12 protein-coding genes are annotated in these 13498 nt (G+C 63.4%); 11 read left to right on the top strand and 1 reads right to left on the bottom strand.

All coding sequences use genetic code 11. The features are described 5' to 3' along the window. Nucleotides 1-42 precede the first annotated feature (42 nt). On the bottom strand, nucleotides 43-2058 hold the full coding sequence (locus TZ03_RS09520) for a sigma-54-dependent Fis family transcriptional regulator (protein WP_051097281.1): 2016 nt from the start codon (nucleotides 2056-2058) through the stop codon (nucleotides 43-45). 255 nt (nucleotides 2059-2313) lie between these two features. On the opposite strand from TZ03_RS09520, the gene TZ03_RS09515 reads away from it, so the two are divergent. The 11 genes from TZ03_RS09515 to TZ03_RS09465 all read left to right on the top strand — a co-directional run bounded on the left by TZ03_RS09515 (nucleotide 2314) and on the right by TZ03_RS09465 (nucleotide 13467). Further along, nucleotides 2314-3834 carry an aldehyde dehydrogenase family protein gene (locus TZ03_RS09515; RefSeq protein ID WP_051097278.1) on the top strand — a complete coding sequence of 507 codons (1521 nt, stop codon included), beginning with the start codon at nucleotides 2314-2316 and terminating at the stop codon, nucleotides 3832-3834. Between the two features lie 227 nt (nucleotides 3835-4061). Further along, nucleotides 4062-5510, top strand: a complete 1449-nt coding sequence (gene eat / locus TZ03_RS09510; RefSeq protein WP_051097276.1) for an ethanolamine permease — start codon at nucleotides 4062-4064, stop codon at nucleotides 5508-5510. A 46-nt stretch (nucleotides 5511-5556) separates the two neighbouring features. Beyond that, the gene (locus TZ03_RS09505; RefSeq protein ID WP_051097273.1) at nucleotides 5557-6951 is read left to right on the top strand and encodes an ethanolamine ammonia-lyase subunit EutB; all 1395 of its coding nucleotides are present in this window, start codon (nucleotides 5557-5559) and stop codon (nucleotides 6949-6951) included. Between the two features lie 8 nt (nucleotides 6952-6959). Beyond that, complete coding sequence (gene eutC / locus TZ03_RS09500; RefSeq protein WP_051097372.1) at nucleotides 6960-7778, top strand: ethanolamine ammonia-lyase subunit EutC; 819 nt, start codon at nucleotides 6960-6962, stop codon at nucleotides 7776-7778. A gap of 107 nt (nucleotides 7779-7885) precedes the next feature. Continuing rightward, a complete protein-coding gene (locus TZ03_RS09495) occupies nucleotides 7886-8344 on the top strand; it encodes a GNAT family N-acetyltransferase (protein ID WP_051097271.1) in 459 nt (152 codons plus the stop codon). A gap of 248 nt (nucleotides 8345-8592) precedes the next feature. After that, nucleotides 8593-9240: a DedA family protein gene (locus TZ03_RS09490; RefSeq protein WP_051097270.1), complete on the top strand. Its 648-nt coding sequence runs from the start codon at nucleotides 8593-8595 to the stop codon at nucleotides 9238-9240. 20 nt (nucleotides 9241-9260) lie between these two features. Continuing rightward, the gene (locus TZ03_RS09485) at nucleotides 9261-10076 is read left to right on the top strand and encodes a zinc-dependent peptidase (protein WP_051097268.1); all 816 of its coding nucleotides are present in this window, start codon (nucleotides 9261-9263) and stop codon (nucleotides 10074-10076) included. 93 nt (nucleotides 10077-10169) lie between these two features. After that, complete coding sequence (gene ppa / locus TZ03_RS09480) at nucleotides 10170-10697, top strand: inorganic diphosphatase (protein WP_051097266.1); 528 nt, start codon at nucleotides 10170-10172, stop codon at nucleotides 10695-10697. Nucleotides 10698-10880: 183 nt separating this feature from the next. Continuing rightward, nucleotides 10881-11582: a helix-turn-helix transcriptional regulator gene (locus TZ03_RS09475; protein WP_051097265.1), complete on the top strand. Its 702-nt coding sequence runs from the start codon at nucleotides 10881-10883 to the stop codon at nucleotides 11580-11582. Between the two features lie 386 nt (nucleotides 11583-11968). Beyond that, entirely contained in the window at nucleotides 11969-12505 is a 537-nt protein-coding gene (locus TZ03_RS09470; protein WP_051097263.1) for a sigma-70 family RNA polymerase sigma factor, read from the top strand. Next, on the top strand, nucleotides 12502-13467 hold the full coding sequence (locus TZ03_RS09465; RefSeq protein WP_051097261.1) for a FecR domain-containing protein: 966 nt from the start codon (nucleotides 12502-12504) through the stop codon (nucleotides 13465-13467). The genes TZ03_RS09470 and TZ03_RS09465 overlap by 4 nt, the downstream gene beginning before the upstream one ends. Nucleotides 13468-13498: the final 31 nt, after the last annotated feature.

Raw genomic sequence — 13498 nt, 5'->3', positions numbered from 1 at the left:
CAGGGTAGCCCAGGGCGCGACAAATCGCACTCGCTGTTTCGCTCAGTCGGCCCTGGCAATGCCGTGTTTGCGCAGTTTTCGATACAAGGTATTGCGGCTTATCCCTAAGTGCTCGGCGACACGGGTGAGGTGCCAGTGTTTTGCCTGCAGGATCTCCATTAACGCTTGCCGTTCCGCGTCTTGCAAAACCTCCGTACCCACGGGTTCATCATCAATTTCTCGATCAACGCAGGACCTGTGGGAGCGGGCGTGCCCGCGAACGAGGGCAACGCCCTCGCCCTGTATTGCCTGGTCGGCCGTCTTCGCGGGCGCGCCCGCTCCCACAGGATTGGCGCTGCCACGGACAATCGTTGGGAGATCCGAAAATGCAATGTAGGACTCTTCGCAAAGTGCCACCAAGGTCCGCAGCACATTGCGCATCTGCCGCACGTTGCCCGGCCAGGCAAAGTCGAGCAGTGCCTGCCGCGCCCTGGGCTCGAGGTCGATCGGTTGCCCCTGCGCCTCCTGGCGCAGCAGGAAGTCCAGCAACTGTGCCTTGTCACTGCGCTCACGCACCGCCGGCAACGCCACTTCCAGGCCATTCAGGCGGTAATACAGGTCCTCGCGGAAACTGCCCTGCTCCACCCGCTCCAGCAGGTCGCGGTGGGTGGCGCTGACAATGCGCACGTCCACCGCCTGCGGCTCGCCACCGATCGGCACCACCTGGCGCTCCTCCAGCACGCGCAGCAGGCGGGTTTGCAAGGCCAGTGGCATGTCGCCGATCTCGTCCAGCAGCAAGGTGCCGCCATCGGCCTGCAGCAACTTGCCGCGCATGCCTTCCTTGCGCGCACCGGTAAAACTGCCGCCGCGGTAACCGAACAGCTCGCTCTCGATCAGGCTCTCCGGGATCGAGGCGCAGTTGATCGCTATAAACGGCTTGCCACGCCGCTCGCTGGCCTGGTGCACAGCCTGGGCGAAGGCCTCTTTGCCGCAGCCGGTCTCGCCACGCAGCAGCAGCGGCACATCACGCTCGAACACGCGCACGCTGCGGCGGAAATCGTTTTGCAGGGCTGGGTCGAGCAGGCAGATAAGCGGTTCCACTTCGCGCGCAGGCCGTGGCTGGCCAACCGGCACCGACCACACCGGCGCCCGAGCCTGGCCACGCAGGCTGGCGAATACCTGGCGCCCGTCAAGGGTGTGCAGCGGCCAGACCGTGCTGCCGGCCGGCGTGGCGCGGCTGAACAGTTCGTCGTGGCTGCAGGCGAAAAAGCGTTCCACGGGCTTGCCCAGCACACCACCGCGCACGGTGCCCAGCAGGTTCAGTGCGCTCTGGTTGGCGGCGCAGATGTGTCCGTCACCGTCGAAGGCCAGCAGGCCTTCGCTGAACAGGCCGACCGACTCGGCCTGCAGGTGGAAACGCAGCAACCACTGGCGTTCGAAATGGCGCAGGAAGTAGCAGCTCTCGATCATTTTCGCCGACAGATTGACCAGGGCCATGGTGTGGAACTGGCTCTGCCGCGAAACGTCGGGGCGCGCCGAGGACACATCGAGCACCGCCAGCAACTCGCCATGTGGGTCGAACACCGGGCTGGCCGAGCAGGTCAGGCCGGTGTGGCGGCCACGGAAGTGCTCGTTCTGGTGGATGGTCAGCGCCTGGCGCTCGACCAGGCAGGTGCCGATACCGTTGGTGCCCTCGCGCGCCTCGCTCCAGTCGGCGCCCAGCCATAACCCCGCACGCTCGAAGCTGCGCCGCTCGGTGGGCGCACTGACGCAATTGAGGATCACCCCGCGCGCGTCGGTCAGCAGCACCGCGTGGCCGGCCCCGGAAAGCTGCTGGTGCAGGCTGTTCATTTCATGATCGGCAATTTGCAGCACCTGGCGCAGGCGCTCGCGGCTTTCCAGCAGGCGCCCGTGCTCGAGCACCACGGGGGCCTCGATCACCGAAGGGTCGAGGTGGTAGTCCTCCAGGCAGCGCAGCCAGGAGCGGGCGATGGACGGATCACTACCGCCCTCCCCGGCCCCACCATGGGCAACGGTATGGACTTGCTGGGCATGGCGAGTGAAATGATTGCTCTGCATTTGTTGTAGTTCTCCGCAGATAGAGAGTCCCGTCAGCATCCTCCACCCGGGAAGGCTTTGCAATGCACCCTCCTGTTGCGTGTCGCAAACGGTACAAAGTGTCACCCAGCGCGTACCGGAGCTGGCACGGCGGCCGCCGCTCCAGGCCCGGAAGCTGACCCAAGTCATTGATTTACCTGGTGCTCGAAACGCTGGCCCGACCTTTGCTCTACGCTTTTCAACTCCCTAACAAACACAAGACCCAGGAGACACACCATGCGTTACGCACATCCCGGTACCGAGGGCGCGAAGGTTTCCTTCAAGAGCCGCTACGGCAACTACATCGGTGGCGAGTTCGTAGCTCCGGTCAAGGGGCAGTACTTCGAGAACACGTCCCCGGTGAATGGCAAGCTGATCGCCGAATTCCCCCGTTCCACTGCCGAAGATATCGACAAGGCGCTCGACGCCGCCCACGCCGCCGCCGACGCCTGGGGCCGTACCTCGGTGCAGGACCGCTCCAACGTCCTGCTGAAAATCGCCGACCGTATCGAACAGAACCTCGAAGTGCTGGCCATTACCGAGACCTGGGACAACGGCAAGCCGATCCGCGAAACCCTCAATGCCGACATCCCGCTGGCGGTAGACCACTTCCGCTACTTCGCCGGCTGCATCCGCGCCCAGGAAGGCGGCGCCGCGGAAATCAACGAAGGCACCGTGGCCTACCACATCCACGAGCCGCTAGGCGTGGTCGGGCAGATCATCCCGTGGAACTTCCCGATCCTGATGGCCGCCTGGAAGCTCGCCCCGGCCCTGGCCGCCGGCAACTGCGTGGTACTCAAGCCGGCCGAACAAACCCCACTGGGCATCACCGTGCTGGTCGAGCTGGTCGGCGACCTGCTGCCACCGGGCGTGCTCAACGTGGTGCAAGGCTATGGCCGTGAAGCCGGTGAAGCCCTGGCCACCAGCAAGCGCATCGCCAAGATCGCCTTCACCGGCTCCACCCCGGTCGGTTCGCACATCATGAAATGCGCCGCCGAGAACATCATCCCGTCGACCGTGGAGCTGGGCGGCAAGTCGCCGAACGTGTACTTCGAAGACATCATGCAGGCCGAACCGAGCTTCATCGAGAAGGCCGCCGAAGGCATGGTGCTGGCGTTCTTCAACCAGGGCGAGGTGTGCACCTGCCCGTCGCGCGCACTGGTGCAGGAGTCGATCTACCCGCAGTTCATGGAAGTGGTGATGAAGAAGGTGCTGCAGATCAAGCGCGGCGACCCGCTGGACACCGACACCATGGTCGGCGCCCAGGCCTCGCAGCAGCAGTTCGAGAAGATCCTCTCGTACCTGCAGATTGCCCAGGACGAAGGCGCCGAGCTGCTGACCGGCGGCAAGGTGGAAAAACTGGAAGGCTCGCTGGCCACCGGTTACTACATCCAGCCAACCCTGCTCAAGGGCAACAACAAGATGCGCGTGTTCCAGGAAGAAATCTTCGGCCCGGTGGTCAGCGTCACCACCTTCAAGGACGAAGCCGAAGCGCTGGCCATTGCCAACGACACCGAGTTCGGCCTGGGTGCCGGCGTGTGGACCCGCGACATCAACCGTGCCTACCGCATGGGCCGTGGCATCAAGGCCGGGCGGGTGTGGACCAACTGCTACCACCTGTACCCGGCGCATGCGGCGTTCGGTGGCTACAAGAAGTCCGGGGTTGGGCGTGAGACGCACAAGATGATGCTGGATCACTATCAGCAGACCAAGAACCTGCTGGTGAGCTACGACATCAATCCGTTGGGCTTCTTCTAAAACCGCGTCGCGGCCTTCGCGGGCTCGCCCGCTCCCACAGGTTCACCGTTGTTTCCGAAACCGGTGCAGTACCTGTGGGAGCGGGCAAGCCCGCGAAGAGGCCGGGCCTGCATTACAAAAACCCAGAGCGGCCAACGTGCACCAACCGCTCTGGCTCGCTTTCTGCAACACCCATCACCAGCGGCCCGGAACCCTTCCGGCCACCAAGAAAAACAACAGGTGAAACTATGCCAAGCGATCATACCGCCGGCGCGCCGGCAGGATCTTCCGTCGACTTCGAAAAGGTTGGCTCGGACTATTTCCAGCAACGTGAACTGAAAAAAGGCGCCGCCGGTTGGGTGCTGCTGGTCGGCCTGGGCGTGGCCTACGTCATCTCCGGCGACTACGCCGGCTGGAACTTCGGCCTGGCCCAGGGCGGCTGGGGCGGCATGTTCCTCGCCACCCTGCTGATGGCCACCATGTACCTGTGCATGTGCTTCTCACTGGCCGAACTGTCGTCGATGATCCCCACCGCAGGTGGCGGCTACGGCTTTGCCCGCAGCGCCTTCGGCCCGTGGGGCGGCTTTCTGACCGGTACGGCGATCCTCATCGAATACGCCATCGCCCCCGCCGCCATCGCCACCTTCATCGGTGCCTATTGCCAGTCGTTGTTCGGCATCGGCGGCTGGATGATCTACCTGGCGTTCTACGTGGTCTTCATCGGCATTCACATTTTCGGCGTAGGTGAAGCGCTGAAGCTGATGTTCATCATTACCGCCGTCGCCGCCATCGCCCTGGCGGTGTTCCTGGTGGCCATGGTGCCCCATTTCGATGCAGCCAACCTGTTCGACATCGCCAAAACGGACGCCGCTGGTGCCAGCAGCTTCCTGCCGTTCGGCTATGTCGGCGTGTGGGCGGCCATCCCCTATGCCATCTGGTTCTTCCTCGCGGTCGAAGGCGTGCCGCTGGCCGCCGAAGAAACCAAGAACCCCAAGCGTGACCTGCCTCGCGGGCTGATCGGCGCGATGCTGGTGCTGCTGGCCTTCGCCCTGCTGATCCTGGTGGTCGGCCCCGGCGGGGCAGGCTCCGAAGCGCTGAAAGCCTCTGGCAACCCGCTGGTCGAAGCGCTGGCCAAGGCCTACGGCGGTAGCACCTGGATGGGCAGCTTCGTCAACCTGGTCGGCCTGGCCGGGCTGATCGCCAGCTTCTTCTCGATCATCTACGCCTACTCGCGGCAGATCTTCGCCCTGTCTCGCGCCGGCTACCTGCCGCGCAAGCTGTCGGAAACCAACAAGAGCAAGGCACCGGTACTGGCCCTGGTCATCCCCGGCATCATCGGCTTTGCCCTGTCGCTGACCGGCCAGGGTGACCTGCTGATCCTGGTGGCAGTGTTCGGCGCTACCCTGTCGTACGTGCTGATGATGGCCGCGCACATCACCCTGCGTATCCGCCGGCCGAAGATGGAGCGGCCGTATCGCACCCCCGGCGGCATCTTCACCTCGGGCCTGGCCCTGGTGCTGGCGTGCATCGCCGTGGTCGCCGGTTTCCTGGTCGACCCACGGGTGGTGATTGGCGCCGCAGTGATCTATGCGGTATTAATTGCCTACTTTGCTTTCTACAGCCGCCACCACCTGGTTGCGGGCACACCGGAAGAGGAATTCGCCGCGATCCAGAAAGCCGAAGAGGCCCTACACTGATCGCCGCCACCCGCCGCGGGCCAGCCCGCGGCTCTGGAGAGTCTGTATGGCAAGTTTCGTACACACGGTAGGCCACCTGGTCTACCGCTTCGACAGCCTCAAGGAAGTGATGGCCAAGGCCAGCCCCGCACGCTCCGGGGACTACCTGGCGGGCGTCGCAGCCAGCAATGACGGCGAGCGCGTCGCCGCACAGATGGCCCTGGCCAATATCCCGCTGACGCATTTCCTGAATGAAGCGCTGATCCCTTACGAAGAAGACGAGGTCACGCGCCTTATCATCGACAGCCACGATACCCAGGCCTTTGCCCCGGTCAGCCACCTGACCGTGGGCGGCCTGCGCGACTGGTTGCTGAGCGAAGAGGCCAACGAAGACAGCCTGCGCGCCCTGGCGCCCGGGCTGACCCCGGAAATGGCCGCGGCGGTGTCGAAGATCATGCGCGTGCAGGACTTGGTGCTGGTCGCGCAAAAGATCCGCGTGGTCACCCGTTTTCGCGGCACCATGGGCCTGCGCGGGCGCCTGTCGACCCGCTTGCAGCCCAACCACCCGACCGACGAGCCGGCCGGTATCGCCGCCAGCATTCTCGACGGCCTGCTGTACGGCAACGGCGACGCCATGATCGGCATCAACCCGGCCACCGACAGCATCGCCTCGATCTGCGCCCTGCTGGAAATGCTCGACGCCATCATCCAGCGCTACGACATCCCCACCCAGGCCTGCGTGCTGACCCACGTCACCACCTCGATCGAGGCGATCAACCGCGGCGTGCCGCTGGACCTGGTGTTCCAGTCGATTGCCGGCACCGAGGCGGCCAACGCCGGGTTCGGCATCAACCTGAATGTGCTGCAGGAAGGTTACGAAGCCGGCCTGTCGCTGCAGCGTGGCACCCTCGGGCACAACCTGATGTACTTCGAAACCGGCCAGGGCAGTGCCCTGTCGGCCAACGCCCACCATGGCGTCGACCAGCAAACCTGTGAAACCCGCGCCTATGCCGTGGCCCGCCATTTCAAACCGTTCCTGGTCAACACCGTGGTCGGTTTCATCGGCCCGGAGTACCTGTACAACGGCAAGCAGATCATCCGCGCCGGCCTCGAAGACCACTTCTGCGGCAAGCTGCTGGGTGTGCCGATGGGCTGCGACATCTGCTACACCAACCACGCCGAAGCCGACCAGGACGACATGGACACCCTGCTGACCCTGCTGGGGGTGGCGGGGATCAACTTCATCATGGGCATCCCCGGCTCCGACGACATCATGCTCAACTACCAGACCACCTCGTTCCACGATGCGCTGTACGCGCGCCAGACCCTGGGCCTGAAGCCCGGGCCGGAATTCGAGGCGTGGCTGGCCCGCACCGGCATCTTCACCCAGGCCGATGGCCGGGTACGCTTCGGTGACAACCTGCCGCCGGCCTTCCGCCAGGCCTTGGCACAGCTTGCATAGGGATGACCATGGACCATCGCACGCCTACCCCCGACAACCCCTGGCTGGCCCTGCGCAACCTGACCCCGGCACGCATCGCCCTGGGCCGCGCCGGCACCAGCCTGCCGACCGGAGCGCAGCTGGACTTCCAGTTCGCCCATGCCCAGGCCCGTGATGCCGTGCACCTGGCATTCGACCATGCCGGCCTGGCCGCCCAACTGAGTGACCGTGGGCGCGAAAGCCTGGTGCTGCACAGCGCCGCCAGCGACCGCCACCAATACCTGCAGCGCCCGGACCTGGGCCGACGCCTGAACGAAGAGTCGATTGCCACGCTGCGCCAGCACGCCCAGGCCAACCCCGGCGGCGTCGACCTGGCGATCGTGGTCGCCGACGGTCTTTCGGCCCTGGCCGTACACCGGCATACCCTGCCGTTCCTGGCCCGCTTCGAGGAGCAGGCTGCGGCCGACGGCTGGACCAGCGCCCCGGTGGTACTGGTGCAGCAGGGCCGCGTGGCGGTGGCCGACGAGGTCGGCGAGCTGCTGGGTGCACGCATGACGGTGATGCTGATCGGCGAACGCCCGGGGCTCAGCTCGCCCGACAGCCTGGGCCTGTATTTCACCTACGCACCGCGGGTCGGCCTGACCGATGCCTACCGCAACTGCATTTCCAACATCCGCCTGGAGGGGCTGAGCTATGGCATGGCGGCGCACCGCCTGCTGTACTTGATGCGCGAAGCTTGCCGGCGCCAGCTTTCCGGAGTGAATCTGAAGGATGAGGCCGAGGTCCATAGCCTGGAGAGTGAAAATGCCACCAGCCAGAAAGGTAACTTCCTGCTCGGCAAAGGGTAAAAAACCTGTCATGGAAGGCGGATTGCACTTGCGCCGCGTATTGGGCAGCATGCCCTTGAAGCTGCTGGCAATCCGTTGTTTCCCCTAATGGACTCTGAGGGCCGCACATGCGCATCATCAAGGCAACCCTGGAACACCTCGAACTGCTCACCCCGATGTTCGTCAAATACCGTGAATTCTATGGGCAGTTACCCTACCCCGACAGCTCGCGCAGCTTCCTGGAAAAACGCCTGAAGCGAGATGAATCGGTAATCTACCTGGCGCTGCCAGATGATGATGACGGCAAGCTGCTGGGCTTCTGCCAGCTGTACCCGAGCTATTCGTCGCTGTCGCTCAAGCGGGTGTGGATTCTCAACGATATCTACGTGGCCGAAGACTCGCGACGCATGCTGGTGGCCGACCACCTGATGCGCGAGGCGAAGAAAATGGCCAAGGACACCAACGCCGTGCGCATGCGGGTTTCGACCAGCAGCGACAACGAAGTGGCGCACAAGACCTACGAGTCCATCGGTTTTCGCGAAGATACCGAGTTCAAGAGCTATATCCTGCCGATCAACCAGGATTGACCTGTCCGGCCTCTTCGCGGGCACGCCTGCTCCCACAGAGACATCATCAACCTTAAGGGCTGTGCTGTACCTGTGGGAGCGGGCGTGCCCGCGAAGAGGCCGGCACAGGAATACCCCTGCCGTAACCCCCCGCTACAAACTCCCCGGGCATGTTCCTCACATCGCCGTATAATGGCCCACCTGTCATGTGTGAAAATTTACCCATCCCCCGGTAACCGAGCCTACGCCCAAGAACACAGGTGCTGTACATGGATTTCAACCCGCTGGACCTTATCCTGCATCTCGATGCCTATCTCGATCTGCTGGTCAACAATTACGGTCCCTGGATCTACGCCATCCTGTTCACCGTGATCTTCTGTGAAACAGGGCTGGTGGTCATGCCCTTCCTGCCGGGCGATTCGCTGCTGTTCATCGCCGGTGCCGTGGCCGCTGGCGGCGGCATGGACCCGGTACTGCTGGCTGGCCTGCTGATGGCCGCCGCGATCCTGGGCGATAGCACCAACTATGTGATCGGTCGAACGGCCGGCGAGCGGTTGTTCAACAACCCCAACTCGAAAATCTTCCGCCGCGACTACCTGCAGCGCACCCACGACTTCTATGAACGCCACGGTGGCAAGACCGTGACCATGGCGCGCTTCCTGCCCATCCTGCGCACCTTCGCACCGTTCGTCGCCGGCATCGCCCACATGCATTACCCGCGCTTCCTCGGTTTCAGCGTCGCCGGTTCGCTGCTTTGGGTAGGCGGCCTGGTCACCCTGGGCTACTTCTTCGGCAACGTGCCATTCATCAAGCAGCACCTGTCGCTGATGGTGCTCGGCATCATCGTGCTGTCGCTGGTGCCGATGATCCTCGGCCTGCTGCGTGGCCGCCTGGGCCGCACGGCAAAGGCTCACTGAGCACTCACAGAACAACAGGCATGTGGTCGTTCAGCACCTGGCGGCGCAAGCGCACTTTGGCGCGCTACCCCATCGAGCCACGGCAATGGCAGGCCGTGCGCGAGCGCCTGCCCATGCTGGATGGCATCAGTGATGAAGAGGAGCGCTGGCTGCGCGAAGCCTGCATCCTGTTCCTGCACGACAAGCATCTCACCTGCCTGCCCGGCGTCGAACTGGACGACGAGCAGCGCCTGTTGCTGGCCGCCCAGGCCCAGTTGCCGCTGCTGCACCTGGGCGACCTGAACTGGTACCAGGGCTTCCACGAAATCATCCTCTACCCCGATGACTTCAAGAGCCCCCAGCGCCATCGCGATGCCAGCGGCGTAGAGCATGTGTGGGATGGCGAGCACAGCGGCGAGGCCTGGCAACAGGGCCCGGTCATCCTCGCCTGGAACGGCGTGCTGGCCAGCGGTGGCTGGGAGGCCTACAACCTGGTCATCCATGAACTGGCGCACAAGCTCGATATGCTCAATGGCGATGCCAACGGCCTGCCACCGCTGCATGGCGGCATGCCTGTGGATGAATGGGCAAGCGCCATGCAGCAGGCCTACGACGACCTCAACCGCCAGCTGGACAACGACCCCGACGCCGAAACCGCCATTGACCCATACGCCGCGGAAAACCCCGCGGAGTTCTTTGCCGTCACCAGCGAATATTTCTTCAGCGCCCCCGACTTGCTGCAGCAGGCTTATCCACAAGTCTACCGGCAGTTGTCGCTGTTCTATCGCCAGGACCCGCTGGCGCGCCTGTGCCGGCTGCAGGCCGAGCACCCCGAGTACCGCGAAGGCCACGCCTGACGGGGCCGCACATCAGGCCAGGCGTGGCGTGCCCAGGCAGAATGTGCCTATAATCGCCGCCACTTTTTTGGTCAAACACGGGGGCACTGCCCAATGAGCTACAGCAAGATTCCGGCGGGCAAAGACCTGCCGAACGACATCTACGTCGCCATCGAGATCCCGGCCAACCACGCGCCGATCAAATACGAGATCGACAAGGACAGCGACACCCTGTTCGTCGACCGTTTCATGGCTACCCCGATGTTCTACCCAGCCAACTACGGCTACATCCCCAACACCCTGGCCGACGACGGTGATCCGCTGGACGTACTGGTCGTTACCCCGTACCCGGTCGCCCCTGGCTCGGTGATTCGCGCCCGCCCGGTCGGCGTCCTGCACATGGACGACGAAAGCGGTGGCGATGCCAAGGTCCTGGCCGTTCCGCACGACAAGCTGAGCCAGCTGTACGTCGACGTGAAGGAATACACCGACCTGCCAGCACTGCTGCTGGAGCAGATCAAGCACTTCTTCGAGAACTACAAAGACCTCGAAAAAGGCAAGTGGGTCAAGATCAAAGGCTGGGAAGGCGCTGACGCCGCTCGCGCCGAGATCACCAAATCGGTTGCCGCCTACAAGGGCTGATACCGGTTGCACAAAGAACCCCGCCTCGGCGGGGTTTTTTATGCCCGAACGGGCGATGCGGTCACTACCGGTAATAAATCCTACGCTGTCTTACTCCAACGCCCTACAAACAGGTGCTTTTCGCACAGATACCGTCAACACCCGGTTCTATCCTTGCTGGCATAGCGCCGCTACACTCGCGCCATGAACACATCCGGCGACCGCCTCAAAGCCCTTCTCCACGAGTGTGGCCTGACCCCTTCCGATTTCGCTGCCCAACGCAGCGTCACCTCGCAGCACGTCAACAATTGGTTCAAACGCGGTGTGCCTCTGGCCCGGCTGGACGAAATGGCCGACCTGTTCTGCGTACACCGTCGCTGGCTGCGCACGGGCGAAGGCCCCAAGCACCCCAACCCGATCCTGCGCAACGGCCCACCAGAGCCGGCGCCTGCCACCCCACCCGCCTCGCTGTCGGCGCAAGGCGGCCGGCTGCTCAAGGTGCCCTTCCATGAACTGCGTAACGGCCTGCTTTCCCCGCTGCCCAGCAAACACCTGCGCCTGCCCGCGCAAGCCTTGAAAACCTTGGGCGTATGCGCAAATAACGTCATCTGCCTGGCCATGCCCGCCAGCAACATGGCCCCGCTGATTCCGCTGGAGGCCACCCTGGCTGTCGACCTGGGCATGACCCAGGTGGTCGAGGGCGAAACCTATGCCCTGCTGCATGATGGCACGCTCCGGGTGCACAACCTCAGCCTCGGCCAGCACGGCACGCTGTACCTGCACAGCCATGACCGGCACAACTACGCGGTTGAACGCTACACTCCCGCCCAGCGCCAGGCGCAGGGCCTGGAAATCCTCGGTTGGGTGTTCCACTGGTCACATTTCCGCCAGCAACGGCCCGATTGAAACAATGTGTGCCATTTTTTGCTGGGCATCCTGACCCCGCCCTTGTATGCTACGCCGCACATTCAGCCCCGACCGGCGCAGGCCGCAGTCCAGAGGGCTCGGCGATATCCCACACGGGTATTGGCCAACTCTTTCAGGCCCTTGCTGGCCACACAGTTAAGGCGATTGCGGCTTACCATAAATTAGTCGGAAGCGTCCCCGAGAAGCCGGCCACAAGCCGGCTTTTTAATTTCTGAACGCCTTGATTTACTTAGCGTGTATTAGCGAGTGGACTCATTACTGGTTGATACCCGAACGTTCGTGACTGGTACGCGCCCCAATTGTCGAGGCTCGTTGATCCAAGCTACCATTGCTAATAATTCCTATTAGCATAATGGCCGTTCTCCATGAATGCTCCGCCCAGTCTTCCAGGCTCTGGTTTCGAACTGGAGGTCCTCTACCGTTGCCACCACGGCTGGATCCGCCAGTGGCTTCAGCGCAAGCTCGGCAATGCCCACGACGCGGCGGAATTGGCGCAGGATGTATTCGTGCGTCTGTTATCCAAACCGCGCGCCTTCAACGACCACGAGCACGCCCGCGCCTATCTGGGCCGTATGTCACGCAACGCCTGTATAGATTTCTGGCGACGCAGGCGTATCGAGCAAGCCTACCTGGAAGTGCTGGCCACCCAACCTGAGCAAAACGTACCCTCGCTGGAGTATCAGGCCATCATCCTCGAAACCTTGGGACAACTGCAGGCGATGCTGGAACGCATGCCTAAGCGTGTGGCCGAGGCGTTTTGCATGGCGCAGTTACAGGGTATGAAGCAACGCGAAATCGCTGAGCATCTGGGCGTGAGCGAACGCAGCGTGAACACTTACCTGGCGCAAGCGATGTTCCAGTGCCTACTGCTGGAAGCCGACCTGGACGGCTCACTGGCATGAGCAGTGCGCCACTCGACCACGCTGTGCTACAGGCGGCAGCGACATGGTTTGCCCGGCTGCATGGCGCGCAGAATGACCCAGCAGCCACAGCTCAGTGGCAGGCCTGGTTGAATGAAGATGCCCGGCATCGCCTGGCCTGGTCCTATGTGGAAAACATCAACCAGCGCTTTGGTAGCCTGGACAGCCAGGCGGAGCATGCGCGACAAGTGTTCGACACTGTGCGCCGTGGCCAGCAATCGCGCCGGGCGGTGCTCGGCAGCCTCTGTGTCGCCAGTGCCGCCGGTTTGCTGGGCTGGGGCGGCTGGCAACGTGGTTGGGTCAATTCGCCACGCGCCTGGTTCGCCACTTACCGCACCGGCCTCGGTGAAGTGCGGCCGCTCACGCTAGCCGATGGCAGCCAGCTGTGGCTCAACGGCCAGACGGCGCTGGACGTGCATTTCGATGACGACGTGCGACAACTGCGGCTGTATCGCGGCGAGATCCTGATCGAGACCGGCAAGGATCCTCGGCCATTGTTGGTGGCGACACGGGCTGGGCGGATGCAGCCGCTCGGCACGCGTTTCAGCGTGAAAGACCAAGGGCTGCAAACCACCCTGAGCGTGTTTGACGGCGCCGTGCAGGCTACCTGCGCTGACAGTGGCCGGCAAACTACGCTGGGCGCCGGGCAGATGATGGTTTTCGACGCACAGTACGGCGGTACCGTGACAGATGCCCAGGCGTTGCGCCAGGACTGGAGCCGCGGGGTGCTGGTGGCCGAGGACATGCCGCTGGGCCAGGTTATCGACACCCTGCGCGATTACCGCTATGGACACCTGGGTATGGACCCCGCGCTTGGCAGCTTGCGCGCCGTCGGCACCTACCCGTTGCTCGATACTGATCGGGCGTTGGCCATGCTCGAGCGGGCACTGCCTGTTCGGGTGGTGCGCATCTTGCCGTGGTGGGTCTCCATCGAACCCCGCTGAATAATTTCAAAATTGTTTTTCTGGTTTTGCG

It is taken from the genome of Pseudomonas sp. 10-1B, from assembly GCF_000935045.1.
Taxonomy (GTDB): domain Bacteria; phylum Pseudomonadota; class Gammaproteobacteria; order Pseudomonadales; family Pseudomonadaceae; genus Aquipseudomonas.
This window is presented reverse-complemented; position numbering and strand designations above follow the sequence as displayed.

What these genes read in the sequence shown, in the direction of transcription:
- TZ03_RS09520 (WP_051097281.1), bottom strand. Translation starts at nt 2,058, where the DNA reads ATGCAGAGCAATCATTTCACTCGCCATGCCCAGCAAGTCCATACCGTT.
- TZ03_RS09515 (WP_051097278.1), top strand. Translation starts at nt 2,314, where the DNA reads ATGCGTTACGCACATCCCGGTACCGAGGGCGCGAAGGTTTCCTTCAAG.
- eat (WP_051097276.1), top strand. Translation starts at nt 4,062, where the DNA reads ATGCCAAGCGATCATACCGCCGGCGCGCCGGCAGGATCTTCCGTCGAC.
- TZ03_RS09505 (WP_051097273.1), top strand. Translation starts at nt 5,557, where the DNA reads ATGGCAAGTTTCGTACACACGGTAGGCCACCTGGTCTACCGCTTCGAC.
- eutC (WP_051097372.1), top strand. Translation starts at nt 6,960, where the DNA reads ATGGACCATCGCACGCCTACCCCCGACAACCCCTGGCTGGCCCTGCGC.
- TZ03_RS09495 (WP_051097271.1), top strand. Translation starts at nt 7,886, where the DNA reads ATGCGCATCATCAAGGCAACCCTGGAACACCTCGAACTGCTCACCCCG.
- TZ03_RS09490 (WP_051097270.1), top strand. Translation starts at nt 8,593, where the DNA reads ATGGATTTCAACCCGCTGGACCTTATCCTGCATCTCGATGCCTATCTC.
- TZ03_RS09485 (WP_051097268.1), top strand. Translation starts at nt 9,261, where the DNA reads ATGTGGTCGTTCAGCACCTGGCGGCGCAAGCGCACTTTGGCGCGCTAC.
- ppa (WP_051097266.1), top strand. Translation starts at nt 10,170, where the DNA reads ATGAGCTACAGCAAGATTCCGGCGGGCAAAGACCTGCCGAACGACATC.
- TZ03_RS09475 (WP_051097265.1), top strand. Translation starts at nt 10,881, where the DNA reads ATGAACACATCCGGCGACCGCCTCAAAGCCCTTCTCCACGAGTGTGGC.
- TZ03_RS09470 (WP_051097263.1), top strand. Translation starts at nt 11,969, where the DNA reads ATGAATGCTCCGCCCAGTCTTCCAGGCTCTGGTTTCGAACTGGAGGTC.
- TZ03_RS09465 (WP_051097261.1), top strand. Translation starts at nt 12,502, where the DNA reads ATGAGCAGTGCGCCACTCGACCACGCTGTGCTACAGGCGGCAGCGACA.